Origin of the sequence: Neptuniibacter sp. CAU 1671 (genome assembly GCF_029222905.1) — a bacterium.
Taxonomy (GTDB): Bacteria; Pseudomonadota; Gammaproteobacteria; order Pseudomonadales; family Balneatricaceae; genus Neptuniibacter.
Window position 1 is genome coordinate 14965 of record NZ_JARHUE010000003.1, and the last position, 25924, is coordinate 40888.

The 25924-nt window shown below is 53.0% G+C and carries 25 protein-coding genes and 1 riboswitch; of the genes, 14 read left to right on the forward strand and 11 right to left on the reverse strand.

Annotated features, from left to right (window positions below; genetic code table 11):
* Positions 1–10: 10 nt before the first annotated feature.
* The 3 genes from P2G53_RS06075 to P2G53_RS06085 are packed head-to-tail and all read left to right on the forward strand — an operon-like array spanning position 11 to position 3927.
* The gene (locus P2G53_RS06075; RefSeq protein WP_275815295.1) at positions 11–715 is read left to right on the forward strand and encodes a copper resistance protein B; all 705 of its coding nucleotides are present in this window, start codon (positions 11–13) and stop codon (positions 713–715) included.
* Positions 716–772: 57 nt separating this feature from the next.
* Entirely contained in the window at positions 773–3556 is a 2784-nt protein-coding gene (locus P2G53_RS06080) for a heavy metal translocating P-type ATPase (protein ID WP_275815297.1), read from the forward strand.
* Complete coding sequence (locus P2G53_RS06085) at positions 3553–3927, forward strand: cupredoxin domain-containing protein (protein ID WP_275815299.1); 375 nt, start codon at positions 3553–3555, stop codon at positions 3925–3927. The genes P2G53_RS06080 and P2G53_RS06085 overlap by 4 nt, the downstream gene beginning before the upstream one ends.
* A 6-nt stretch (positions 3928–3933) precedes the next feature.
* On the opposite strand, the gene P2G53_RS06090 is transcribed toward P2G53_RS06085, so the two are convergent.
* Entirely contained in the window at positions 3934–4833 is a 900-nt protein-coding gene (locus P2G53_RS06090; protein ID WP_275815301.1) for a LysR family transcriptional regulator, read from the reverse strand.
* Positions 4834–4934: 101 nt separating this feature from the next.
* Here P2G53_RS06090 and P2G53_RS06095 point away from each other — a divergent pair, with 101 nt between their 5' ends.
* From P2G53_RS06095 to P2G53_RS06105, 3 genes are all read left to right on the forward strand, one after another.
* On the forward strand, positions 4935–6053 hold the full coding sequence (locus P2G53_RS06095) for an S-(hydroxymethyl)glutathione dehydrogenase/class III alcohol dehydrogenase (protein WP_275815303.1): 1119 nt from the start codon (positions 4935–4937) through the stop codon (positions 6051–6053).
* 26 nt (positions 6054–6079) lie between these two features.
* Entirely contained in the window at positions 6080–6916 is an 837-nt protein-coding gene (fghA, locus tag P2G53_RS06100) for an S-formylglutathione hydrolase (RefSeq protein WP_275815305.1), read from the forward strand.
* A gap of 137 nt (positions 6917–7053) precedes the next feature.
* Positions 7054–8430: a formylglycine-generating enzyme family protein gene (locus P2G53_RS06105; protein ID WP_275815307.1), complete on the forward strand. Its 1377-nt coding sequence runs from the start codon at positions 7054–7056 to the stop codon at positions 8428–8430.
* A 17-nt stretch (positions 8431–8447) separates the two neighbouring features.
* On the opposite strand, the gene P2G53_RS06110 is transcribed toward P2G53_RS06105, so the two are convergent.
* Positions 8448–8771: a hypothetical protein gene (locus P2G53_RS06110; protein ID WP_275815309.1), complete on the reverse strand. Its 324-nt coding sequence runs from the start codon at positions 8769–8771 to the stop codon at positions 8448–8450.
* Between the two features lie 56 nt (positions 8772–8827).
* Positions 8828–9388 (reverse strand): TMEM165/GDT1 family protein, encoded by a 561-nt coding sequence (locus P2G53_RS06115; RefSeq protein ID WP_275815311.1) that lies wholly within the window; start codon positions 9386–9388, stop codon positions 8828–8830.
* A gap of 82 nt (positions 9389–9470) precedes the next feature.
* Positions 9471–9579: riboswitch (yybP-ykoY riboswitch) on the reverse strand.
* A gap of 258 nt (positions 9580–9837) precedes the next feature.
* On the opposite strand from P2G53_RS06115, the gene P2G53_RS06120 reads away from it, so the two are divergent.
* Together P2G53_RS06120 and P2G53_RS06125 are read left to right on the forward strand one after the other, a co-directional pair.
* A complete protein-coding gene (locus P2G53_RS06120; protein WP_275815313.1) occupies positions 9838–12543 on the forward strand; it encodes an ATP-binding protein in 2706 nt (901 codons plus the stop codon).
* Complete coding sequence (locus tag P2G53_RS06125) at positions 12540–13451, forward strand: diguanylate cyclase (RefSeq protein WP_275815315.1); 912 nt, start codon at positions 12540–12542, stop codon at positions 13449–13451. Before P2G53_RS06120 ends, P2G53_RS06125 begins: the two co-directional genes overlap by 4 nt.
* Here the strand turns inward: P2G53_RS06125 and P2G53_RS06130 are convergent.
* The 8 genes from P2G53_RS06130 to P2G53_RS06165 all read right to left on the reverse strand — a co-directional run bounded on the left by P2G53_RS06130 (position 13438) and on the right by P2G53_RS06165 (position 21004).
* On the reverse strand, positions 13438–14337 hold the full coding sequence (locus tag P2G53_RS06130; protein ID WP_275815317.1) for a TIGR02285 family protein: 900 nt from the start codon (positions 14335–14337) through the stop codon (positions 13438–13440). The genes P2G53_RS06125 and P2G53_RS06130 overlap by 14 nt on opposite strands.
* Before the next feature lie 58 nt (positions 14338–14395).
* Positions 14396–15199, reverse strand: coding sequence for a transporter substrate-binding domain-containing protein (locus P2G53_RS06135; RefSeq protein ID WP_275815319.1), 804 nt, complete (start codon positions 15197–15199; stop codon positions 14396–14398).
* Between the two features lie 215 nt (positions 15200–15414).
* Positions 15415–15726 carry an EthD family reductase gene (locus P2G53_RS06140; RefSeq protein ID WP_275815321.1) on the reverse strand — a complete coding sequence of 104 codons (312 nt, stop codon included), beginning with the start codon at positions 15724–15726 and terminating at the stop codon, positions 15415–15417.
* A gap of 137 nt (positions 15727–15863) precedes the next feature.
* Entirely contained in the window at positions 15864–17180 is a 1317-nt protein-coding gene (locus P2G53_RS06145) for an MFS transporter (RefSeq protein WP_275815323.1), read from the reverse strand.
* 142 nt (positions 17181–17322) lie between these two features.
* Positions 17323–18555 carry a phosphoglycerate dehydrogenase gene (serA, locus tag P2G53_RS06150; protein WP_275815325.1) on the reverse strand — a complete coding sequence of 411 codons (1233 nt, stop codon included), beginning with the start codon at positions 18553–18555 and terminating at the stop codon, positions 17323–17325.
* 210 nt (positions 18556–18765) lie between these two features.
* The gene (locus P2G53_RS06155) at positions 18766–19047 is read right to left on the reverse strand and encodes a pyrimidine/purine nucleoside phosphorylase (RefSeq protein WP_275815327.1); all 282 of its coding nucleotides are present in this window, start codon (positions 19045–19047) and stop codon (positions 18766–18768) included.
* Positions 19048–19112: 65 nt separating this feature from the next.
* On the reverse strand, positions 19113–20069 hold the full coding sequence (locus tag P2G53_RS06160) for a sensor domain-containing diguanylate cyclase (protein ID WP_275815329.1): 957 nt from the start codon (positions 20067–20069) through the stop codon (positions 19113–19115).
* Positions 20070–20113: 44 nt separating this feature from the next.
* On the reverse strand, positions 20114–21004 hold the full coding sequence (locus P2G53_RS06165) for a LysR family transcriptional regulator (RefSeq protein ID WP_275815331.1): 891 nt from the start codon (positions 21002–21004) through the stop codon (positions 20114–20116).
* 95 nt (positions 21005–21099) lie between these two features.
* On the opposite strand from P2G53_RS06165, the gene P2G53_RS06170 reads away from it, so the two are divergent.
* The 6 genes from P2G53_RS06170 (at position 21100) to P2G53_RS06195 (ending at position 25921) form a co-directional block, all read left to right on the forward strand.
* Positions 21100–22323, forward strand: coding sequence for an MFS transporter (locus tag P2G53_RS06170; RefSeq protein ID WP_275815333.1), 1224 nt, complete (start codon positions 21100–21102; stop codon positions 22321–22323).
* Between the two features lie 23 nt (positions 22324–22346).
* The gene (locus P2G53_RS06175) at positions 22347–23009 is read left to right on the forward strand and encodes a fumarylacetoacetate hydrolase family protein (protein ID WP_275815335.1); all 663 of its coding nucleotides are present in this window, start codon (positions 22347–22349) and stop codon (positions 23007–23009) included.
* Positions 23003–23776: a DUF2927 domain-containing protein gene (locus tag P2G53_RS06180; RefSeq protein ID WP_275815337.1), complete on the forward strand. Its 774-nt coding sequence runs from the start codon at positions 23003–23005 to the stop codon at positions 23774–23776. Before P2G53_RS06175 ends, P2G53_RS06180 begins: the two co-directional genes overlap by 7 nt.
* A 29-nt stretch (positions 23777–23805) precedes the next feature.
* Entirely contained in the window at positions 23806–24219 is a 414-nt protein-coding gene (locus P2G53_RS06185; protein WP_275815339.1) for a CopD family protein, read from the forward strand.
* Positions 24220–24383: 164 nt separating this feature from the next.
* Positions 24384–24506 (forward strand): hypothetical protein, encoded by a 123-nt coding sequence (locus P2G53_RS06190; protein WP_275815341.1) that lies wholly within the window; start codon positions 24384–24386, stop codon positions 24504–24506.
* Between the two features lie 101 nt (positions 24507–24607).
* Positions 24608–25921: a sigma 54-interacting transcriptional regulator gene (locus P2G53_RS06195; protein ID WP_275815344.1), complete on the forward strand. Its 1314-nt coding sequence runs from the start codon at positions 24608–24610 to the stop codon at positions 25919–25921.
* Positions 25922–25924 lie beyond the last annotated feature (3 nt).

A 25924-nucleotide genomic window follows, 5' to 3' on the forward strand; every position in this document is an offset into this window, starting at 1 on the left:
GGAGAGTGCAATGAATGTAAAAGATTATCTGGTTGCACTTAGCCTGACGCTGGTGGCTACCAATGGATATGCCATGGGTGATGCTGATCCTCTGGTGGGCATGGTGAAATTTGACCAACTGGAGTTTCGGGATGCACGTGAGGGTAACCCTCTGGTATGGGAGGCTGAAGCCTGGCTTGGCTATGATCTCAATAAGCTGAAACTCAAAACCCGGGGCGAACGCCTTGACGGTGAAAGCGAATCGGCCGAGCTGCAGCTGCTGTACAGTCGTGCCATTGATCCGAACTGGGATCTTCAGCTGGGTGTGCGGAACGATTTTCTACCCCGCCCGGACAGGTCCTGGGCGGTCATTGGGGTTGAGGGGCTGGCGCCCTGGTATCTGGAGACCGATGCGGCACTGTTTATTGGTGAGTCTGGTCAAACCGGTATTCGGTTAAAAACCGAATATGAATTGATGCTCACTCAGCGCTGGGTGCTGATCCCCGAGTTGCAGCTGACGGCATACGGTAAAACAGATGAAGAGCGCGGTATCGGTTCTGGTTTGGCTGATCTGGAATTGGGTGTCAGACTGAGTTATGAAATCAGGCGTGAATTCGCACCCTATATTGGTCTGAACTGGGAACGCGCATTAGGTAAAACCGCGGATATCGCCCGGGATGAGGGCGAACACTGGAATGACCTGCAATGGGTCGCGGGTGTGCGCTTCTGGTTTTAATCTGCACTGGCCTGATGAAAGGCCGGGGTGTTGGTCCCTGAAGATGGAGTGTGTTTGATGCAGCCTAAATCAGTTCCGTCGCAGACCGGTTATAGCCTGAAAATTACCGGGGCAGGTTGTCAGAGTTGTGTGGCTAAAATTGAGCACGCGCTTCAGGCTGTGCCCGGCGTTACTGCGGCGCAGATGGACTTTGCAACCAGAACGGCGACAGCGGAAGGTGTCGTTACTCCTCAGGCGTTGCTCGCGGCGATAGAAGCGCTTGGCTATGGGGCGACGATCGAAGTGGCTGAAGCATCCAACACGCCATCTGACTTTACCTTGCTGCATATTGAGGGCGCTGGGTGTAAAAGTTGTCAGGTGAAAATTGAGCAGGCACTTGCACAGTTACCGGGCGTGCAGGATGCTCAAATGGATTTCCCCAAACGCCTGGTCAGGGTGTCTGGAACTGCCACTGACTCTGAATTGACCGCAGCCATCAAGGCGCTGGGGTACGGGGCCACGGTGGTTGCGGATGAATCTGAAACTGAAACCCCATCTGAGGTTACGCCCCAGCCTGTTACACAATCTCAAATCTCTTCGGGGGCACAGGTTGTCGAGGCTGAGTGTGAATTGCTGATCGAAGGCGCCACCTGCGCCAGTTGTGTCGCCAAAATTGAGAAATCCCTCACCGCCGTACCGGGTGTGCGCAGTGCCAGCATGAACCTAGCCGAACACAGTGCAACGGTGCAGGGCGTTGCAAGCGTCGATGCCTTGATTCAGGCAGTGGCAGCGGCGGGATACCATGCCCGTCCCAGAGGCGATCTGGCCGATGCTGACCTGATCGACGAAAAAGATGCGGCCGATCAGGCTTATTACCGAAAACTGCTCAGGGATATGGTGATTGCTCTGTCACTGGGCATTCCGCTGATGCTCTATGGCATGGTGACAGGGGAAATGTCCGTTAATACCGAAGCTGAACAACTGGGCTGGCTGGGTATAGGCGGATTGACCTTGCTGGTGATGCTTTTGTCCGGACGCCACTTTTATGTGGGTGCCTGGAAGTCACTGCGCAGCCATAACGCCAATATGGATACCCTGATTGCGCTGGGTACCGGTACCGCCTGGCTCTACTCGATGCTGGTGGTGTTGTTTCCTCAGCTACTGCCGGAGATGGCCCGGCATGTCTATTTTGAAGCGACAGCCATGATTATCGGTCTGATCAACCTGGGGTTGGCTCTGGAGATTCGTGCCCGTGGTCGGACCTCTGAAGCGATCAAACGGCTGATCGGCCTGCAGGCAAAAACGGCCCGTGTTCAGCGTGATGGCCAGGAGATTGATATTCCCATCGAAGCGGTTCAGTTGAATGACCGGGTGCGGGTCAGACCGGGGGAAAAAATTCCCGTTGATGGGCGTGTGTTGGAAGGCCAGTCCAGTGTCGATGAGTCGATGTTGACCGGTGAGCCAATGCCAGTAGTGAAAACGGTCGATGATACGGTGGTGGGCGGTACGCTGAACAAATCCGGGACGCTGTTGTTTTGTGCCACCCGCGTCGGCAAGGATACCTCGCTGGCGCGTATCATCGGCATGGTCAAACGCGCTCAGAACTCTAAACCACCCATTGGCCGTCTGGCGGATCTGGTGGCGGGATATTTTGTGCCATCAATCATGATCATCGCCGTGCTCAGTGCGCTGGTTTGGCTGAACTTTGGTCCTGAGCCGGTGGTCGCCTTTGCGATTGTTTCTGCCACCACGGTGCTGATTATTGCCTGCCCCTGTGCCTTAGGTCTGGCCACGCCGATGTCGGTGATGGTGGGTGTAGGTAAGGCCGCCGAGGCCGGTGTGCTGATCCGCAACGGATCTGCGCTGCAGAATGCCTCCAAAATCACTGCCATGATTCTCGATAAAACCGGCACCATTACTGCGGGCGCACCTCAGGTGACTGCCATTCAGACATTTGGCTCTCTGGATGAGCAGGCTGTACTTAGGTTGGCTGCCAGTCTTGAGCAGGGTTCAGAACATCCGCTGGCTGAATCGATTGTGCGTTCGGCAACAGAACAGGGGTTGGCGCTGAGTCCGGTCGCTCACTTTGAAGCCATCTCCGGCAAAGGTGTGACCGGTGAAGTTGAAACACAGATACTGTTGTTTGGTAATGACAAACTGATGCAACAACATGGGGTGAATATTGAACAGCAGACCCCTGTCGCGCGGCAGATGGCAGAGCAGGGCCAGACGCCAATGTATCTGGCAGTGAATGGCGCTCTGGTTGCGCTGGTGGGGGTTTCTGACCCGGTTAAAGCAGATTCCAAAGCTGCCATTAAACGTCTGCTGGAGAGTGGTATTCGGGTGGTAATGCTGACCGGTGATAATGCAGTGACCGCCCAGGCCGTGGCCGCCGAGGTCGGGATTACTGAAGTATTTGCCGAGGTGTTGCCAGAGCAGAAGGCAGAAAAAGTGATTCAGTTGCAGCAGCAGGGCGAGATGGTCGGCATGACCGGAGATGGTATTAATGATGCCCCCGCGCTGGCTCAGGCCGATGTGGGGTTTGCGATTGGTACCGGAACCGATGTCGCGATTGAAAGTGCGGATGTGACACTGATGCGTGGATCGCTGCATGGGCTGGCCGATGCGATTGCAGTCAGTCGGGCTACTCTGCGTAATATCAAACAGAATCTGTTTGGTGCCTTTATTTATAATGTGGCGGGCATCCCGATCGCCGCAGGTGTGCTTTATCCGCTCTCGGGCATTCTGCTCAGTCCCGTGATCGCCGGTGCTGCGATGGCATTTTCTTCCCTGACTGTAGTCAGTAATGCCAACCGACTGCGACTGTTTAAAGCGCAGGGTGCTCAGTGGGAGGCAAGATGATGCTGTGGGTAAATGTTGCCGGGGTGTTGCTGATTGCGCTGATTATCTGGTGGTTCTGGATGTATAAGGGGGGCGCTGGATCTGCGTCAGTTTCAGGCCCTGTCACCATTACTGTGGTGGATGGTGTGTATCAGCCTTCACATATTCAGCTCCCGGCCAATACTGAGACGCGTCTTCTGTTTCTGCGTAAAGATCCTTCGCCCTGCGCCAGTGTTGTGGTGTTTGATCAGTTGGATCTGAGTCAGGAACTGCCCCTGAACGAGCCTGTTGAAATTGCGCTTAAACCTCTTCCACCGGGGCGTTACAGCTTCGCCTGTCAGATGCACATGTATCAGGGCGAGCTGATTGTTGAAGCGGCAGCCCAGGGTTGAGCCGAATCAGCTGCGATTTGCTGCTGCGCTTTCGGCGGATGGCCGCAGATGTTCAGCCAGATAATCGACCAGCATCCTAACCTTGGTTGAGAGGTGCCGATTCTGAGGGTACACCGCCCAGATCCCTTCCCCGGTTTGCTGGTACTCACTTAACACAGGTACCAGCGCGCCAGTCTCGATCAGTTCTGTCACGTAATAGTCTGGCAGCTGTACCAGTCCCAGTCCCTTGCGGGCAGCATCCAGCAGCGCTTCACCACTGTTACAACGAATATTGCCCCTGACTTTAATATGCCGCTCATGCCCGCGTTCCTGAAAGCGCCAGTAATCGAGGGTGCCCAGCAGGCAATTGTGTTGATTAAGCTCCGACAGGTGAGTGGGTGCAGGGTGTCTGTCCAGGTAATCCGGCGAGGCACAGACATAGAGTTTGCGGGGGGCAAGACGTCGGGCCATCAGACTGGAATCCTCCAGTTTGCCCAGGCGAATCGCCAGATCAAAACCGCCTTCAATCAGGTCCAGTTGTTTGTTGGTCAGAAACAACTGGATTTCCAGTTCAGGATACTCCGCCAGAAAATCATGCAGCAGCGGTGCAATCCGTGACTGACCATAGGTGGTGGGGGCGGTAATCTTCAGGCTGCCGCGGGGTGTTTGTTGCAGGTCCTGCAGAGAACGTTCTGCGCTTTCCAGACCGTCCAGCAGTTGCCGACAGTGCTGATAATAAAAGCGCCCGGCTTCGGTGATGCTGACTTTACGGGTGGTGCGATAGAGCAGCTTGCTGGAGAGTCGGTTCTCCAGTTTGTTGACCTGGCGACTGACCTGCGCGGTGGAGATGTTCAGCTGTCGGGCCGCAGCGGTAAAGCTGCCAGTTTCAGCGACGGCCACAAATTCACACACGCCCTCCCAGTTCATTATTACTCACCTGTAAATATTATTTGATAAAAGGCTAGATTATTCTTGCTGGGTAACAAAATACAATGCCTTTTTACTGAATATGTTTTGAGAGCACTGTAATGATTAAAGCTAAAGCTGCGATTGCCTGGGGTCCGGGTCAGCCTTTGTCCATCGAAGAAGTGGACGTTATGCCACCTCAGGCCGGTGAGGTACTGGTCAAGATTGTAGCCTCCGGTGTGTGTCACACGGATGCTTTTACGTTGTCTGGCGAAGATCCGGAAGGTGTTTTTCCTGCGATTCTGGGACACGAAGGCGCCGGTATTGTTGAAGCCGTAGGTGAAGGTGTGACCAGTGTGGCGGTGGGTGATCATGTGATTCCACTTTACACCCCGGAATGTGGCGAATGTAAATTTTGCCTGTCCGGTAAAACCAACCTGTGTCAGAAAATCCGTGCCACCCAGGGTAAAGGCCTGATGCCTGACGGTACGACACGGTTTTATAAAGAGGGTCAGCCGATCTACCACTATATGGGTTGCTCAACATTCTCTGAGTACACCGTGTTGCCAGAAATTTCATTGGCCAAGGTGAATCCTGAAGCTTCGCTTGAAGAGATCTGTCTGCTGGGTTGCGGTGTGACCACCGGTATTGGTGCGGTGATGAATACCGCCAAGGTTGAAGAGGGTGCTACTGTGGCGATCTTCGGTCTGGGGGGCATTGGCCTGTCAGCGATCATTGGTGCCACCATGGCCAAAGCGGGCCGTATTATCGGTATCGATGTGAACCCGTCTAAATTTGAACTGGCCAAAAAACTGGGTGCTACTGACTGCATTAATCCGCTGGATTATGACAAACCGATTCAGGATGTGATTGTTGAGCTGACCGATGGCGGCGTGGATTACTCGTTTGAATGTATCGGTAATGTGAATGTGATGCGTTCGGCGCTGGAATGCTGCCATAAGGGCTGGGGTGAATCTGTCATCATTGGTGTGGCTGGCGCAGGTCAGGAGATCTCTACCCGTCCGTTTCAGCTGGTGACCGGTCGTGTCTGGCGTGGCTCCGCTTTTGGTGGGGTTAAAGGTCGTACAGAGTTGCCTGAATATGTTGAGCGTTACATGCGCGGTGAGTTTAAGTTGAATGACTTTATTACCCATACGATGGGTCTTGAAGCGATCAATGAAGCCTTTGATCTGATGCATGAAGGTAAAAGCATTCGCAGTGTGATTCACTTTGATAAGTAATTGTCTCCAGAGCTAAGGAAACCGATATGTCTTTGGAGTTGAAAAGTAACTACCAGAGTTTTGGTGGTCGACAGCAGCAGTACCTGCATCAGTCCGAGGTGCTGCACTGTCAGATGCGGTTTGCCATCTATCTGCCGCCACAGGCAGAAGTCAGCCCGGTGCCGGTGGTGTACTGGCTGTCGGGTCTGACCTGCACCGATGAAAACTTTATTCAGAAAGCTGGCGCCCAACGGGTCGCCAGCGAGCTGGGCCTTGCAATCGTTTGTCCCGACACCAGCCCGCGGGGTGAGGGGGTTGCGGATGATCCTGAGGGCGCTTATGACCTGGGGCTGGGTGCAAGCTTTTATGTCAATGCAACGCAGTCGCCCTGGAAGGCTCATTATCAGATGTATGATTATGTGGTGCATGAGCTGCCCGCCTTGATTGAAGCGAATTTCAATGTGCAGGCCAAGCGTGCGATTGCCGGCCACTCTATGGGGGGGCATGGCGCGTTGGTGATTGGGTTGCGCAATCAGGACCGCTATAGCTCTGTTTCGGCGTTCAGTCCTATTGCGAACCCGACCCAGTGTCCGTGGGGACAAAAAGCACTGACGGCTTACTTGGGCACAGACACAGCTGACTGGGCTGAATACGATGCATCGCGTCTGTTGTCGAGCATGGCTGATGCGCCGCCGATGCTGGTGGATCAGGGCGAAGCGGATGAATTCCTGGCGACACAGCTACATCCTCAGGCGTTGCAGCAGGCTGCCGCGAAAGCGGGGCATGATCTAACGTATCGGCTGCGTCCGGGCTACGATCACAGCTACTACTTCATCGCCAGTTTTATTGAAGATCACCTGCGGTTCCACGCGCGCTATTTTTGATGCCCTTGGGGGCGCGGCCCGCGCCCCCTTTTTTGCCTGTTTATTGACCCAAGTCAATTAAGTGTATAAAACTTAATTCAGTTAACTCTGATTTAGGCCTGCTCATGCAACGTTCAAAATCCGGTTCCGGTGGGATAATGGATGATTCCCTGTCCACTCCGGAGGCACGTTCCTCAAGCCCTCAGGCTGATGTAATCCACAACAGAGATGTGACTGACACTCAGAGTCGCCAGTCGGTCGGGTTATATTGTCGAATCTCAGGTCTGGCCCTGAGTTCTGATGTCCCGCACTTCCGCTGCCAGCGCTGCAGGGAAACCTTCCTGCTGAAATATCGTTTTGAAGAACAGCCTATGTGTCAGGACTGTGCCCAGCGCAGTGGCCTGACGCGGTTGTTACTGCACGAACGTGAAGGCCGTGAACAGTATATTGATCAGGCGCTGGATAAACGCTTCGAAATTCTGAAAGAAGACCTGCTGTCTGAAATGCGCAGTGAAATTCGTAATCAACTCGAGATTATGCTGACGCATCAGGAGAATGAGAAACGGGTTCTTGAAGATGCAGTTGAACAGGTAGTACGCCGCCGATTGCATGGTGTTTCCCTGCCTGCAGGTGAGCTGCTCCCGGGTGTGGTCGCTCAGAATATTGAGAAAAAACATCAGCGGGAACAGGAACATCTGCGCCAGACTTTCAATGCTCAGCTGGATCAGGTTTCCGCAAGTCTGCAGAGTAAGATTGATGCCCTGACAGAAGGCTCCCAGACACAAGCGAAATCCAGTGCTGTGCCTGAAATGACTCTGGCGCCACCGTTGGCAGATAAGAGTGATCCGGTTTATATCCTGCCGCTACGTGAGCAGGATTTTGTCACCATTCCATCCGGTACTTTCCTGATGGGTGAAGGCGAAAAACAGCAGCGTATCGCCGTAGGTACATTTGAGTTGCAAATTACCCCGATGACATTTGCGCAGTATGATGCTTACTGTGACCAAGTTGGTAGAAACCGGCCTGATGATTCAGGGTGGGGACGCGGTCAGCGTCCTGCCACCCACATCACTTACTGGGATGCTGTCGAATTTTGCGAATGGTTGACGGAACATGGTGATCATATCTACCGTCTTCCCACCGAAGCGGAATGGGAATATGCCTGCCGGGCGGGTACCAATACCCGTTTCTGGTATGGCAGCCAGCCTGATTTGAGCAAAATGCACTGCTCACGTGAAAACATCGGTGATGCGGGTCGTACCCTGCCGGTGGGGCATTTTCCGCCCAACCCCTGGGGTCTCTATGATATGCATGGCAACGTCTGGGAGTGGTGTGCGTCTATTTACAGCCCCCATTACAACGGAGCCGAAGAGATTGACGCCAGTAAAGAGCGCAATGATGACCGTGATCGTGTGCTGAGAGGCGGTGCCTGGTTGTACACCCAGGCATTGTGCCGCTCCGCCTGCCGCTATACGCGCTGGCCGGATGGTCGTAATAACAACATTGGCTTCAGGGTTGCCCGATCCAAGAAATAAATCCTGTGGCGGCCTGGCTAAAATGCTTCAGTCAGGCCGCTTTCAAATCGCGTGAAACTGATTTTGATAATCATGCTGCCTGAATGTTGCACCAGCCAGAATTCATCACCTCTTTTCCAGACTTTGCGACTGCGCGAACAATAGGTCTTTTTGTGTTGTAGCAGGCGCTTGCAGGTATGTTCACTGGTCAGGCTAAAGTCGGGTCGTCCCCAGACGGAATAGAGTGACTGTAATGAATCTCCTGCGCTGATGCGTTGATTACCCACCAGAATTGAAGCATCACCCGCGAAGACATCTCCTGCCCATACAATCAGGGCGAGTGTTATTGATATGTAGTGCATCTGAGATTCCTTTCTCAAAGCGGGTGTCCTTCATGGACACCCATAACCTAGCCTTATCAGGCTAGCACACCACTGTGCCAGATGCCGACCGCGGCAAATACTACGGCTGCCGTGATACGGGTGGCATTCATGGGGATACGTTGCATCAGATATTCGCCGGCATAAACAACCGGTACATTGGCGATCAGCATACCAAGCGTTGTGCCCAGGGTTACCCAAATGACTGAATCAAACTGAGCGCCCAGCAGAACCGTCGCAACCTGAGTTTTATCGCCGATCTCTGCAAGGAAAAACAGCAGCGTGGATACTACAAACGGTCCGTACTGATCAAAGCGACTGTCGGTGTCGTCCTCTTTGTCGGGAATCAGCAACCAGAGGGCGAGTGCAACAAAACTACCGCCAATGACCCAGCGGCCCAGTTCGGATTGCAGGAACTGACCAAGCCAGTTGCCTAGCCAGGCAGACACGGCATGGTTAAGCAGGGTAGCGACCAGAATGCCGGCAATTATCGCGGTTTTGTTGCGAAAACGGGCAGCGAGCAACAGGGATAACAGCTGAGTTTTATCGCCGATCTCTGCGAGGGCAACGGTCAGTGTGGAGGTGAAAAAAGCATCCATAATGGAACTCCGGTGGGCAAATCAACCAAAGGCAAACGACAGTCGCCCACCAAGGGACTGGCATTTACCTCAGGTCTTGCCAATACCATCGTGAGTGATGGTACGAGACTGCCATAAGCCATTGTGGGCTCAAGTATGTTGACAGACTCTCTTCCGGGAAAGGAAGAAGACTACTCCCCTAAGACAGGCCAATTTTAACCTGATGTATTGTGCGTTGCAATAATGCGGAAACGGGTGATTCAGGGGAAGTTGAACAGCCGTTTGGATATTTTCCGGAGCTAACAATTAAAGGTGTCGGGCCGACTCTGTAATATTGTGCGTCTCTAATATTCGGTGTTTTCGATTGACCAGAGATAGACTGGTGTCAATGCGATGCTTTGGTGAAGCGTCTAAAGTGCCATTATGAATGTGCTGCAACTGTACCGATCTGCTTAGGAGTATTGCGATTCATGCCAATCACATCAGGCCTGCGCTCTGGCCAGTCAGCCAAAGGCATTATCGCACGCAAGCTGGTGTTGTGGGCTGTCATTACAGGCCTTGTGACCTCGGTTATCGCGACGACCCTGCAGTTTGCATTTAACTATAACCACCGTTACAGCTATCTGGATGAACAGATGGAGGAGGTGGGTAATACCTTTTTGCCTACCTTAAGTAAAAGTATCTGGGCGTTTGACTTGCCGCAGGTCAGATTGCAGATGCAAACCCTGATTCAGCAGCCTTATATCACGTCCGCGGAATTGATCCTCGATGATGGCAGTCCACCGGAGTCTTTTGGTCGGCAACTGGTGGATGAGCATGTGCTTGAACAGCGATTCCGGCTGGTACATGCAAAAAGTGACTTGGAAAATATTCAGCTCGGAACACTGGTTCTGCGTAAAGACTTCAGTGAGGAACGTTCTGCCCTGCTGGTGGATGGGGCCTATGGTTTCATCAATAACACCCTGATTATCATTGTTATCGCTTTTTCTATTACCCAGATTTTCCAGTTTACGGTGACCCGGCGCCTTGGCAGCATGGCTGAGCAGTGGGGCAATATCTCAGAAGCAGACCTCAGAGATACAGAAACGACCTATCAGGTGATGCAGTCACAGCCAAACAAACAGGGTGACCGCGATGAGCTTGATGTTCTGGAAAACGCGTTCAAAACCCTGTTCAAAACAGGTTCTGGCGCGCTGCATGATGCCGCTGAAAAAGAACAGGTGTTACTCGAGCTAAAGAAAAAAGCGGATGCGGCCAATACCGCTAAAAGTGAATTTCTGGCCAATATGAGTCATGAGATTCGTACCCCGATGAACGGTGTCATCGGCATCGCCGAACTGTTGCTGAAAACCGAACTTAATGAAAATCAGGCGCTACTGGTCCGGCAATTGAGCAGCAGCGCGACGGGGTTGTTGCAGATCATCAATGACATTCTCGACTTCTCAAAAATAGAAGCGGATCAGTTGTCCATTGATCAGCAGGCGTTTGAGCTGGATGCGCTGATTAATGATGTTGCCCTCAACTTTACTGCGGTGACACAACAGAAAAGCATTGAGTTTATCTGCCCAGCCTCGGCGCCCTCGCAATTGACCGTCATGGGGGACAGTGGTCGTATTCGTCAGATTCTGGTCAATCTGATCGGCAATGCCGTCAAATTTACCGAACGGGGGGAGGTGTCGGTCCACTATCACTGTCTCAGACGCGAAGAGGATTGGGCGCAGATTCAGTTTTTGGTAAGAGATACCGGCGTAGGCATTCCCCTGGAGCAGCAGCAGACCCTGTTTGACCGCTTCACTCAGGCAGATAATTCGGTTACCCGCGCTTATGGTGGTACCGGTCTGGGGCTGGCGATCTGTAAAAAGCTGGTCGATCTCATGGGTGGCACCATTGGTCTGGAAAGTGACAGATCAGGTTCCTGTTTCTGGTTCACGCTGCCGATGCAGGTTGTCAGGGAAGAGCTGCCACCTCAGCGACAGGGCCTGCCTCGGGTAGCGCTGCTGGACAGCAATGCGACCAGTCGTGCATTTATCACAGACACGCTGAGCTATTTTGGGGCTGAGGTGACGCACTTGGAAGATCAGAACGATGCTATCTCTCAGTTGACAGCCATGACGACTGAAGCGGGGCCGGTTCAGGTCTGGATCGATCAGGCTGATGGAGCGCAACGGGCATCGGCACTGGCACGTGCGATCAAATCTGATGTTAATTTGTCCCATGTTGAGACCGTATTGATCAGTCGCGATCTGCTCAGTGATGTTGAGAATTATCCCGAGTTTGACCAACTCATTATCAGGCCGGTGCAGCCGATCCAGATTTTTATTGCCCTGACGCACGAGATCAGTGTGCTGAAACAGCAGCCGAAAGACTTGGTGAGTCTTGCTGGAGTGGAAGTGTTACTGGTTGAGGATAACCCCACCAATCTAATGGTGGCGAAGGGGATGCTCAGTCATCTTGGGGTGCGCTACCAGACGGCCGAAAACGGGGCGGAGGCGCTGCAGAAACTGCGTCATTCGCTGTTTGATCTGGTGCTGATGGATTGTCAGATGCCGGTGATGGATGGGTATCAGGCGACTAAAGCGATCCGTTCGGGTCTGGGAGGATACAACAGAAATATACCGATCATTGCGATGACGGCAAACGCGTTGATCGGTGATCAGGATAAGTGCCTTGCCGCTGGCATGAATGACTATATGGCTAAACCCATTGTGCTGGACAAGCTCAGCCGGGTGCTCCGTAAGTGGAGTGGTCAGGTGGAAACCACAACCAAGCCAGATCAGGTGATACCTGAGCAACAGCGGGTGGCTGAAACTGATCAGGATGGCCAAGAGGCGCCGGTGTTTAATTATCAGATGATGCTGGATTTGTTGATGGGTGACACGGATCTGGTGATACGGGTGGGTAACACTTTTCTGGAGAATCTGCCGCTGCTGATTGCCCAGATACAGGATGCTGCCAAACAGGAACAGCCAGACAAAGTCAGTGCCTATGCCCATAAACTTAAAGGGTCTGCGGATAATGTTGGTGGCGTTGCGCTGCGCAAAACTGCCTTTGCTCTGGAAACGGCGGCTAAGGACAACAACCTCCCGGAGATTGAACGTCTGGTGCATGACGTTGTAACGGACTATGCCCAGCTTGAACAGGTCTTACACGCAAAACTCAGTGAGATTCAGTCATGAAGGTTCTCGTCGCGGATGATGACCCAACCACCCGGGTGGTGTTGGTCAGTCTGGTTGAAAAATTAGGGCATGATGCGATTGAAGCGGCAGATGGACTTGCCGCCTGGGAGGCTTATTCAGCTATTGAAGGTCCCTGTCTGTTATTGCTGGACTGGGAGATGCCCGGAATGGATGGCATGCAACTCTGCGAGAAGGTCAAACAGTCTTCTCGCCTGAATCCGCCTTACTGTATTTTGATTACCGGTAAGAATCGTATTGAAGATCTTGTTGCCGGACTGAAAAGCGGTGCGGATGATTACATTTGTAAGCCGTTTAACGTTACAGAACTGATGGCCCGGATGCAGGTGGCTGAGCGTACCCTGGGCTTGTTACATGAGCTGCACCAGATGCGTCAGGCCCTCAATTATCAGGCTACGCATGACGAGCTGACAGGGCTGCTGAACCGACGTGCTGTTATGCAGACCCTGATTCGGGAAGTGGAACGCAGTGAAAGGCTGGGACGCGCGTTTTATCTGGCGATTTGTGATCTGGATAATTTTAAACAGATAAACGATAACTACGGACATCATTCGGGGGATCTGGTACTGCAGGCGGTGGCCCGATATATGTTGGGTTTGTTGCGCAAATACGACATTGTCGGACGCTATGGTGGCGAGGAATTTCTGATCGCCATCAGCGAAGACCAGCACAACGCTGAACAGGTCTTTAAACGTTTACTTGAAGGGGTCGCTCAGCAATCGATTAGCTTGCCGAATGGGAAAAAACTGAATATCACCATGAGTATGGGTGTCAGTTGTGATGCCGGACAACTGACCGAGGCGCGTATTATGGAGATGCTGGTTGAGGCCGACCGCCGACTCTATAAGGCCAAGGCGGCCGGTAAAAATTGCCTTGTTATGGCTGACTAGCCGCCCCGGCTGACTGTTCAAAAATGGCGGCCTTGTCATGTGCATAGCGTTCCCTGAGCTGCTCCGGTAGCCAGCGGGTATAGACCGAGCTGATAAACGTCTGCACCTCAGGTTGTTTGATCAATCGGTTTATTTCAGCCAGCAGATCGTCATTCCAGCTACCCTTGCTGCAACCGACATGGACAACAGACGCTTTGGGCTGGCCCTCAAGACCAATAAGATAGAGGGTTTGTTTCATCTCATAGTTGATGTTGTCAAAGAACGCTTCTTCCGGTCGGCCCAGAAAACCTTCAATACGGTTGGCGGCTAACAGACGGATCATCTGATCGTGGCCTGCACTGCCGCTTTTGAACTGAAAAATTGAATTCTGTAGCTGGCTTTCCTGTTTGATGATGCTGTCGACTTCAGCGGAATAGGAACGGCCCTGGGTGACCATGATATTAATCGGATGGCCACTGTGTGCTGCCAAATCAATATCCGTAATGTTGTCGGGACTCATCCCAAACTGTGCCAGTCCTTTTCCATTGGTGATCAGACCGTTGGCGTAGTTGATCATCACCGGATCACTGTACTCAATAAATTCTTCGCGTTCCGGTGTTTTCAGTAAGGCGACATGGCAAACGGGAATCTCATTGCGGGCGTTTGCCAGCATCCGCGCCAGCGTCATCTCTTCAGGCCGATGCTGATACTCAGGGATTTTAGTGATGAAGTAATCAATCAACTGATCGCCAATACCCTGATTTTTATAGGGACCCTGGACAATAAAGTAGGGCGCAAAATCAGTACGTGACCAGCTTACGGTGGGCAGTGTTTCCTCTGCCTGTGCAGTCGGCAACAGGCCAGCGACCAAGCTTGCCGCGACGATGCCGGATCGGATTAACTGCACTGGCTTAAAACATAACATAGTCAGATCTCCAACCTTCTGCTTTGATCGGGATTTACCCTTACTGCTTCGCAAATGTTTGCCAGTCAATCAGGCTTTGTTGCAGGGCTTTCTGCATAAATCCCTCAGCCAGCATCTCCTGTACGACCCGAGCTAACTGGCCGCGCAGTGTGCCGGTATTACAGTCTGAATGATGGGAGATGGTGAGGTAGAGCCCTTCACTACTGATGGGAGGTTCAAGGGCTGTGACCTGCTCTGCTAAGCCAAGATCTGCCGCATAAGCCAGTCCCGGGTTTTTCTCATAAAGTACAAAGTCTGTTCTGTCATGAATCAGCATTTTCAGTGCCTGTTCCAGGGAGGCTACATATTGCAGCTGCAGATTGGCTTTTGCATATTCATCAAACGCCTGACCGAAACTGTTGTTGATCACCGTGGTCACCGACGGTTTGATCAGATCTTCCCGAGTCTTGTAGGGCAGTGGGCTACCTTTTTTTTGCCACACCACACTGGTGGTGTTGAGAAAAGCGGGATACACATAATCCATATACTGAATGCGCGGGACGGTATAGAACGCACCGGCAATCAGGTCGATCTGTCCGGTTTTGAGCATCTCCTGTGCCCGCGCCCATGAGCCGACGTCGATCAGTTTAATACTGATATTTAAGCGTTTGGCTATTTCATCCATGATTGCCCGGTTGGCACCCAGCAGTCCGTCCCCTTTGCCTTCGCGCCATAGGTAGGGAGGGTATTCTGAATTACCGGTAGCGGTTAGCTGAGTACAGATTTCTGTGGAGGCAGCGTGCGCCGACAGGGTTGTGAACATGAACAGGAGAGTAAATACGCTTGTTGTTAGAATTGTGCGCATCGGGTCGATTCCGGAAAAGTGACAGTAAAAAGCAGTCTAGACTGCTTCCAAGATAACAAGCCTAATTAATTTGGCCTACAAGTGGATTGAGCCAGATCAAGATCTAATTATTTCTGTGATGGTGCGGACTTAGGAAAAACAGGCTGTGAGGGGCGGTAAGATAATCAGGAGAGGCCGGTGCACTCTCCTGATCCGAGCTTGCTTGAGGGGAGGGGTTACAGTTTCACCTCGCTTATCTGAATGCTCGGCTGAATGTCAGTGTAGTTGGGTATGTCCCCCATAATCTCTTCAGCATGAGGCCCGAAACTGTTCTGAAAGTCTTCCACCGACTCAAAATACAGGTGGCCCATAGCGATATACGGTGCAGCACTGCCCGGTTCGCCGCCTGCAATACCGCCTTCAACAGCACTGCCTTTGAGTGTGGGGCCAAGCCGATCCTGTACCATTGGCATATGGTTGTTGCAGTAGTAATCCATATCGAATGGTTTGCCAGCCTCGTTGGCGTAAAGCACACTGACTTTGATCATGTTATCTCTCCATGTGATTTTTTAGATTTATAACTGAGCTATAACCGTGTTATCCGCTGCATCTTTTAAAGCTTGTGCTGTGGGTAACTGAACGTAGACAGTGTGTGACAGGCGCAAGTTCCAATGAGCGAGGCTGATCAGCCTTCACTGATTTCCGGTAGACGGTAAATATAGACTGCTGCCAACAAAGCCAGAATGGAAAGCAGGAATACGATAGCAGCCGGTCCCAGCCAGTCACCGATTAAGCCGAGCAGACCACCCACTAACATCATCAGGCCGATAACCGTATTCGAGACAGCAGTATAGGCTGCACGTGTCTCGGTGTTGGCCATATCCATCAGATAAACCTTACGGCCCAGTCTGACACCGCCATGCATGATGCTGAGGATAAAGAAAATGACCGCCAGACCATATTCATTGATCAACCAATGCCAGTCTGCCATAACTGCCGCGCTGGTGAACAAGCCGAGCAGTCCGGCGCCCCAGGCGGCCAGTATCATCACCTGACGGCTTGAACGGTCACTCATGTAACCCCAGAAGGGAGCTGACAGGCTTGAGGCTAGACCGTTGGCAATGATCAGTGTGCCCAGGCCCAAAAGCGTGCCGCCGGCACTGGCCTGGGCGATCAGAACATAGAATGGCGGTGCGAGGGCCACCGAGAGCAGCAGTGTGCGGCCGATAACAAACTGTCGGAAGGGTCGGTCTGTTTGCAGCAACTTCAGATGTTGCAAAGCAACCGTCAGGGCATTGCCGCCACCCTCGGTGGCGCCGGGTTGCTCCAGAATCTGATTGAAGGCAACCGCTGCGAAAAGCCAGAACAGACCGCCGGTAAACAGTAAACCGGCAAAGATAGCGAGTCCGGAATCGTTCAGGTTGATACCGCTGAGCCAGAGCCCTATGGCCAGCACGCTGATGCCAGCGAGACTTTCACTCCAGCCTGACAGCCGCCCCCGGCGACTTTTTGAAACGGTTTTGCCCAGCACGTCTTTGGCCGACACGGAGCAGATGCCCCGTGAGAGACTGAAAATAATCAGCATCGCTAATAACAGGGCTCCTGCAACAGGGCCTTCAAACTGCAGGGCAACGAAGCCCATGCCAAACAGACTCAGGGCCGAGAGTACTGAACCCAGAATCCAGATATGTTTACGGATCGCGCGTTTGCGCACCGCCGCGGCAACGGCCAGTTGCGGCAGTAGCACACCCGCTTCACGGATCGGCACCACAAATCCGGTAAACAGTACCGGAACTCCCAGCATGCCAAACAGCCAGGGCAGAATCAGCTTGGCACTGGCCAGCTCATCGGCGATTTTGCCCATCAGGTTGGCGCACAGGTAGGCAAAAAAATTCCGTGGCTGGTCGTTACAGGCTGCTTCAGGAATATCTTTGCAGACCCTGGCGTCTTCATCACCACAGATTCGGTTGTACAGGTCTTCGATGATAGGGCTGTGGGCCATGGTCAGGTCAGGCTGGTGAAGTGGAGTCTCCAGCTTGGCGAAGTGAGATCAGGTTTGCAAGGTGGATGGACCCAAGCAGCGGATATTCAGGCAAAAAAATGGGCTCAATTTGAGCCCATCTTTACAAGCGCGTTGTCTGTGCTTAGAACAGACGACGGCAGCGAACGGTACCTTTGATGTGCTTCAGGTTTTCCAGTGCAACATCGGAGTAGTCCGCGTCAACATCCAGGACCACGTAACCCACTTTTTCGTTGGTTTGCAGGTACTGACTGCTGATGTTGATGTTGTTCTGCGAAAACACGTTGTTGATCGCGGCCATAACGCCCGGGATGTTTTCGTGAACGTGCAGCAGACGGTGCACATTCGGATGTTCCGGCAGCGCAACTTCAGGGAAGTTAACAGAAGTAATAGAGGAGCCGTTATCGCTGTACTTGATCAGCTTCTCGGACACTTCGTAACCGATGTTTTCCTGTGCTTCCATGGTAGAACCACCCACGTGAGGTGTCAGGATAACATTGTCGAATTCGCGCAGTGGTGAGATGAACTCGTCATCGTTGGTACGCGGTTCAACCGGGAATACGTCAATCGCTGCACCATGGATGTGGCCGCTGCTCAGGGCTGCACACAGGGCATCAATATCTACCACAGTGCCGCGGGCTGCATTCAGGAAAATGCCGCCTTTTTTCATTTCGGCAAACTCTTCAGCGCCCATCATGTCTTTGGTGGCTGCGGTTTCAGGAACGTGCAGAGAAACGATATCCGCAATGCGCAGCAGCTCTTTGAGTGAGCCGACCTGGGTTGCATTGCCCAGCGGCAGCTTGGTGACTACGTCATAGAAGTACACCTGCATGCCCATCGCTTCGGCGATGACGCTTAGCTGAGAACCGATGCTGCCGTAGCCGACAATGCCCAGTTTTTTGCCACGAATCTCATAGGAGTTTTTAGCGGTCTTCTGCCATACGCCACGGTGTGCCTTGGCGTTCTTTTCTGCAACGCCACGCAGCAGCAGGATCGCTTCAGCAATGACCAGTTCGGCTACAGAGCGGGTATTGGAATAAGGCGCGTTAAATACAGCAACACCACGAATGGTGGCCGCCGCCAGATCAACCTGGTTGGTACCGATACAGAAACAGCCTACTGCAACCAGTTTCTCTGCCGCTTCAAATACCGCTGAGGTCAGCTGAGTACGTGAGCGAATACCAATGAAATGGACATCCTTGACGCGCTCAATCAGTTCCTCTTCCGGCAGTGAACCGGTCAGGTATTCGATATTGTCGTAACCGTGCCGATTGAAGGTATCTACCGCGGACTGGTGTACGCCTTCCAGCAGCAGGATTTTGATTTTGCTCTTATCCAGAGAAGTGGCTTTGCTCATTTTGGTAACTCTTCGTTTGGGCCGCGTTGCGGGCAACAGTGGGCACCGGTGGTTAACTGGCAAAAATGAAAGGGCGCTATGTTAGCACAGGGCTGAATGAAAATGATCAATGCGCCGGGGATTCTGGGCGAAAAATATTCAACCTAAGTTGAATGATTTAGCAGCAGGGTTACGCAACCGCAACACTGCTGCCAGAGTAGGCTGCTAAGATCAGCCGTAGATGCAGATATAAGCCGTGGCTTCTTTAACCTGCAGCTGGAAGGACTGATTAGCCGCGACTTTGAACTCGCTACCAGCAGGGAAGGATTCAAAGGTTTCGCTGCCCGGCAGTTTAACCAGCAGTTCACCGCTGGTGACTTTCATCAGCTCGTTTTCGCTGGTGCCAAATTCATAATCGCCCGCCGCCATTACACCGGCAGTTACACGGCCGTCGCGGTTTTCAAAGCCGATGGATTTGACCTTGCCATCGAAGTATTCATTGATTTTCAGCATGGGGTATCTCCATAAAATGACGGCGCATCATAGAGGGAATCCACCAAATTGTCTAAGGGCGCTACTTAAAGGTCGTTCTCATGGTGACGTGATTTTTCTGCGTACATCAACTGGTCGGCGCGAAGCACCGCATGCTCAAGCCCAAGCGAATGTTCACGCTGGGAAAAGCCGATTGAGGCGCTGATATTTTCCTGCTCCAGCTGGTGTGCAATTTTTTGCGCCAGGTGAGAGGCTGCGCAGCGATCACATTCAAATGCCAGTATGCCAAACTCATCCCCACCAATGCGGGCCACCAGGTCTGACTGGCGGACAGATATTTTGAGGATCTGTGCGGTGCGTTTGAGCAGGTCATCACCGGCATTGTGACCCGCCTCATCATTCAGTTCCTTCAGACCATCAATATCCAGTATCAAAACGGATACCGGGCTGCCAAAGCGTTTTGCGCGGGCTTCTTCCGCCTGCAACCGTTGCTCCCATGCCCGCCTGTTACTGATTCCGGTGAGACTGTCGGTCATTGCGTGCTCCTGCATCTCGGCCAACTCATTTTGTTGCTGCAGGCTTTGCAGGTCATGTTCCAGTACCGTGGAGAGGAATTGCCCGAGTAGCGTCAGGGTTGGCAGGTGTTGAATGAGGTATTCAGGCTGTGGCTGGGTGGCGATGGCGCACAGGGTGCCAAACAGGGAGCCATCACTGCGGTGCAGGGGGATGCCGATGTAAGCGCCTATTTCCAGGGTCTGATTGATTGGTGCGCTCTGATAGGCCGGTACGCCCATGGCATTAGGGGCTATGCTGGGGCCGTCGCCCTGAATCATCCGGGCGCAGAAGGAATCCTGCCAGTTCAACACAGAACCCTCTGTTATGCCGTAACCATGGTCTTCAATCTGCAGCAATATCCAGTCATTGCCCTCTGTGCGGGTGGTCATCCACAAATCGAAGCCAAATTGCTGGTGCAGGTAGGCCAGCGTCGCCCGGCTGGCAGCTTCGAAGTCGGAAAAAGGGGCAATCAATGGCGTAATAGGCATGCGGGTTACCCTGCTGCAGATATTTCTTATTGTACGTTAATTTTTCAGGCTCGGCCTTTATTCTGCTTGCCTTGCTCCAGTAGAAATTCCAGAAAGGCCCGGTTGGCGCGGGACAGGTATCCATCGCGACGCCAGGCAATCGACAGATCTAGCCAGACCGGTTCAGTAAAGGGTCGGGCAACCAGACCGGGTTCATCCGCAATCACCATCTGCAGCAGGGTGGAAATAGCAAACCCCTGACGTACAATCGATTTGATCAACGGAATCAGGTTGGTTTCAAAACTGATATTGGCCTCCAGTTGGTGGGCACCAGCAATCCGGTCTACCACTTTACGGTGGAAATAACCGGGCTGGAACATGGCCAGTTCCTCAGCAAAAAATGCATCGATAGGCACGGATTTCAGCTCAGCAAAGGGGTGGTCCTTGGCGCAGGTCACCATCATCTGTTCGCGCAGGAAAACCTCAGCCTGCAGTGTTTCTGGTACGGTATCCTCCACAATGACCGCCAGATCCAGTTCCCCTTCTTCCAGTAATTGCTGCAGTTTGCCGGTGCCACCGTCAATCACCGACAGGTTCAATTGCGGATAACGGTGCCGGAAGGCCATCAGCAGCGGCGGGAAATAGTAGGAGCCGAGCATGCCGGGTATGCCTACCCGGACTTCACCGCGCAGTAATCCTTTCAGTTCCTGCATCTCCAGCAGGGCATCATCTGCTGCCTGCAACAGTCGGCTGGCATGATGATAGAGTCGTTCGCCCTCGTCGGTCAGGCCTACCTGTCGGTCCTTACGATGTAACAGGGTCAGCTCCAGCTCGGCTTCCAGTTTACGAATCGCCATGCTGATGGCGGGCTGAGCAACGTGCAGTTGCTCGGCTGCACGGGTGAAGCTTTGCAGGTCGGCGACAGTTTTGAAGTAGCGCAGGTGTTTGAGGTCCATTACATAAGAATAAGTTATGAAATCAATAATAACTATATATTTTAATGATTATTAATGGGTTGATACGCTGCACTTCATTGTTTGGAGGTAGCGGTATGATCGAAGCAGGCAGTTCAGCATTCTGGCGGGCCACACTGGCGTTGTGTATAGGCTCGTTTATGATTTTTTCCAACGTCTACGTCACCCAGCCGCTGCTGCCGCTGCTGTCGCAGGCGTTTGAACTGACGCCCCTGCAGACCAGCTGGAGCTTTACCGTCACCACGCTGATGCTGGGGCTGTCATTGCTGATCTACGGTCCCCTGTCTGATGCGCTGGGTCGGCCGCGACTGATGCTGATCAGTCTCTGTGGTGTAGTGCTGACCACCTACTGTCTGTCGATGGTGACCAGCTACGAACAGCTGGTCGTGCTGCGCGGTATTCAGGGCCTCTGTATGGGTGGCCTGCCCGCCATTGCGATCGCCTATATGGGGGATGAGTTTAAACGGCCGGCACTGGCCATGGCGGTCGGATTTTATATCAGTGGTAATACCATTGGCGGTATTGGTGGCCGTCTGATTGCCGGTTTTGTCGGTGACTGGCTGGGCTGGCAGGAGGTGTTTCTGGTGATGAGTCTGATCAGCCTGATCTGTGTCTGCCTGTTTGTCTGGCTGTTGCCGGTGCCGCAGAATTTTGTTGCCAAACCCTTGCGTCCGGTGCGTATGCTGGCGGATCTGGGGGATCATTTGCGTAACCCGCTGTTGTTACTGGCCTATCTGATTGGCGGTTTTAACTTCTTTATTTTTATTAACCAGTACAGCTATGCGACCTTTATGCTGGCTGCAGAACCCTACAACCTGCCGGCCAGTATTCTGGGTCTGATGTTTCTCACCTACCTGAGCGGCACCTTTGGCTCGGCCATGTCTGGCCGCTTTGCCCGGTTGATGCCACAACCGCTGGTGATTGCGGTGGGTGTGCTGATTCTGGCCTGCGGTACGCTGATCACACTCTTGCCCTCCGCATGGGCAGTGGTGGGTGGTTTTTTTGTCAATGCGTTTGGTTTTTTTGTGGCGCACTCCAGTGCCAGCAGTTGGGTCAGCCATACGGCGACCCACTCCCGCGCCAGCGCGTCGTCACTGTATCTGGTGTTTTATTATCTGGGTGCCAGCAGCGGTGGTTTTTATCTGGACCCGTTCTGGCACTGGCAGGCGTGGCAGGGTGTTGTGGTCGGCTCTCTGCTGGTGCTGGCGGCGACCTTCACCGCGGCGGTGGTTCTGTATATCAAGGGCTGTGTCGTTCCGGCTAGAATGGAGAGCACGTTTATTGAAAAGCCTGCCTGCTGACAGGTTTTGAATCAGGAGTCTTTATGTCCTACCAGCACTGTTATGCCGACGGCAGCTCTGCCAGGCTGCCGGTCGGTAAAGTGGTCTGTATTGGCCGCAATTACGCCGACCATGCCAAAGAACTGAATAATCCCATCCCGGCAGAACCACTGCTGTTTATGAAACCTGCCACCAGTATTGTGCCGATGGCTGAGCCTTTTGCATTACCCAAGGGTCTGGGTGAAGTTCATTTTGAAACCGAGATGGCGCTGTTGATCGGAGAGCGTCTCTCTAAAGTGGATGAAGCGACTGCGCTGGCCGGGATCAGTGGGGTAGGGCTGGCACTGGATCTGACCCTGCGGGATATTCAGTCGCAGCTTAAATCACAGGGGCAGCCCTGGGAGAAAGCCAAAGGGTTTGATGGTGCCTGCCCGTTGTCTGTCTTTGTGCCTGTCGCGGATGCAGGTGACCTGCAGCAGTTGCAGATACGGTTGACTGTGAATGGTGAGCTGCGTCAGGACGGGAATACGTCAATGATGCTTAATCCGGTGGCGTCCCTGCTGAGCTATATCAGCCAGTTTTTTACTCTGGAACCGGGTGATGTGGTACTGACTGGCACGCCCGCCGGTGTGGGTCCGGTACGGCCGGGCGATAAGCTCTGGGTGGAGCTGGACCGCTGCCTGCGCGTCGAAACAGAAGCATGCTGAAACGAAGCTGCCTGTGCTTGCTGATGCTGTGTTGTGCTCAGGTCAGTGCAGCAGAGGAACTCTCATGGCAGTCCCCGGCGTTTATTCAGCAGGCGTTTATTGCGGTCGCCCTGCGTAATGAGTATCAGGCTGGCGCCAAGCCTTTGCGGCGTTGGCGGCAGGATGTGCGGGTCTGGCTGGATCATCGTGTGCCGGATCAGACGCTGCATCAGGCATTGGTAGAAGATCATCTGCGGCACCTTGCCGCGATTACCGGTCACCCCATTCATCGTGTAAATAATAAAGCTGATGCCAATGTGCAGCTGGTGTTTACCCGGCAGGAAACATGGGCCCGAGAAGCGCAGGAACTGATGGGCAGTGAGGTCGACGCTGCGCTCCATGGGGCCGTGTGTTTGGCGGGTTTTGATGTGAATGCCGGAGAGATTATCCGTGCAAGGGTGATTATTCCGGTGGATCAGGCCCGTATGCATGGTCGGTTGGTGGCCTGTATCGTTGAAGAGCTGACCCAGATAATGGGGCTGCCGAATGACAGTGAAGCGGCTTACCCCTCCATCTTCAATGATAAAAGCCCGGAGCAAATTCTCTCGCCGCTGGATGTGGTACTGCTGAGGCTGTTGTATCAGCCACAGCTACGACCTGGCATGCAGGAGCCTGAGGTCAGGCGTGTCACTGAAAAAATCCTTAACCGCTGGCGTGAGGACGGTACAATAGCTTCGGCTGTGGGAGAGGCCCGCAGTGGGGAACTCTATCAGCGATTGGCACCCTAAGGGTCTGTCGCATCCGAGGGAGCTAATGCATGTTGTGGGTTAAAACCTTTCATATTCTGGCCATGACCAGCTGGATGGCCGGTATCTTCTATCTGCCCCGTATTTTTGTGCACTACGCCGAAGGACGGGCCGCCGGGCAGGATGTTACCCGTCTGATCATCATGGCCGGCAAGCTATATGGTTTTATGAGCCTGATGGCGGTGCTGACACTGGGGCTTGGTTTCTGGCTCTGGTTTGGCTGGGGCTTTGGGGGTGGCTGGCTGCATGCCAAGCTGGTGATGGTGGTGTTACTGATCGGTTATCACCACTGGTGTCTGCGGTACCTAAAGCAGATGCGTGCGGGGACGCTGGATCGCAGTGGTCGCTATTTCCGGTTGTTCAATGAACTGCCCCTGCTGATTTTTGTGCCGATTCTGATTCTGGTGGTGGTTAAACCCTTCTGAATGACGTTTTTGTCAGGATAGTTTGTCATTATTGACTTAAGGCCGATCTGTTAAATCAGCTCGGCTTTTTTATTTGTAATTATTTCAATGTGTTATCTGTAATTTCAGGGTTGGCATCGGGTTTGCTCTATATCTGGTATAGATTAACGATAGGAGTGAACATCATGCATGCATGTGAAGAAAAAGGTGTTGAAGTGATCGGTGTAGGGGTCTCTGTATTGATGGTACTTGGCGGTCTGGCCGTTGCGATCATCCCCATGCTGGTACAGATCTGGCTGTTACTCTGACAAACTGATGTGCTGGTCTGGGACAGCGAATTATCCCCTGCAGTCTGGTGTCGGAGTCGATGTTTTGCCATGCTTGTCAGAAATGACATGGAAATGATGGCATGCCCGACTCCGGCTGGTTGACCTCGCTGCGCAATATTATTGAAAGTTATGACTCGCCTGCGTTGCTGATTGATCAGCATTACACGATCGTGCTGGCGAACAGTCACTACCGGAAACGCTTTTCTGAGCCTGAAGCCGATGCTTTGGGTAAGTGTTACAGCCTTTCGCATGGTTATACCCGGCCCTGTGATCAGGAGGGTGAGACCTGTCCCCTGCAAACCTGCTCCAGCTCAGGTGTTACCGCTCAGGTACTGCATGTTCACAACACCCCCAGAGGCAAGGAACATGTCAGTATTGAAACTACACCGGTATTTGATGAGCAGCAGCGTCCCTACTTTATTGAGGTTGTAAAACCTGTTCTGGAAGCCAGCGCAGAACCCAGTGCGGAGCGGATGATTGGTCGAAGTGCTGCATTTAACCGTATGGTGGATCTGATCCACCGTGCAGGACCGACAGACGTCAGCGTGCTGTTGATGGGGGCATCAGGTACCGGTAAGGAGCTGGCAGCAAAAGCCCTGCATGAAGCCAGTGCGCGCGCACTGAAGCCGTTTGTCACAGTGGAGTGCTCGGGGCTTACCGATAGTCTGTTCGAAAGTGAACTGTTTGGCCATGTGAAAGGCGCGTTTACCGGTGCCAGCCACGCCCGCATGGGATTGGTTGAGTCCTGTCAGGGTGGGACCCTGTTCCTGGATGAGGTGGGTGATATTCCACTGCACCTGCAGGTAAAACTGCTCAGACTGATTGAAACAGGCACCTTTCGGCCGGTAGGCAGTAACCAGAGCCGTATCGCTGATTTTCGGTTGGTCTGTGCTACGCATAAAGATCTGCCTGCACTGGTTGAGCAGGGCGACTTCAGAGAAGATCTGTTTCATCGTATCGGCACCTTCCCGATTCCGTTGCCGTCATTAGCCGATCGTCTGGATGATTTACCGTTGCTGGTTTCAAGTCTGTTGCTGGTGATTGCACCCAATGAGGCTTTAAGTTTGACCCCTGAAGCGCTGGCGCTGCTGAGCACGCATCCGTTTCGCGGAAATATCCGTGAGCTGAAGAATATTTTGCACAGAGCTGTGGTGCTGCGGCAGCAGAACAGGATGGATGAATCTGTTATTCAACAGGCGCTGGATTTGCTGCCGGTAAAAACTGATGAACGAGGCGGAACGCGGCTTGAAGATCTGGCCCGAGAGGGCGTTGATCTGATTGAGCTTGAGCGGCGTTATCTGAGCGTTTTGCAGTGCGTATTTCCGGACAAGGCATCTCTGGCCAAACACCTGGGTTGCAGTTTAAGAACGCTTTACCGTAAATTGGATCGCTGATCT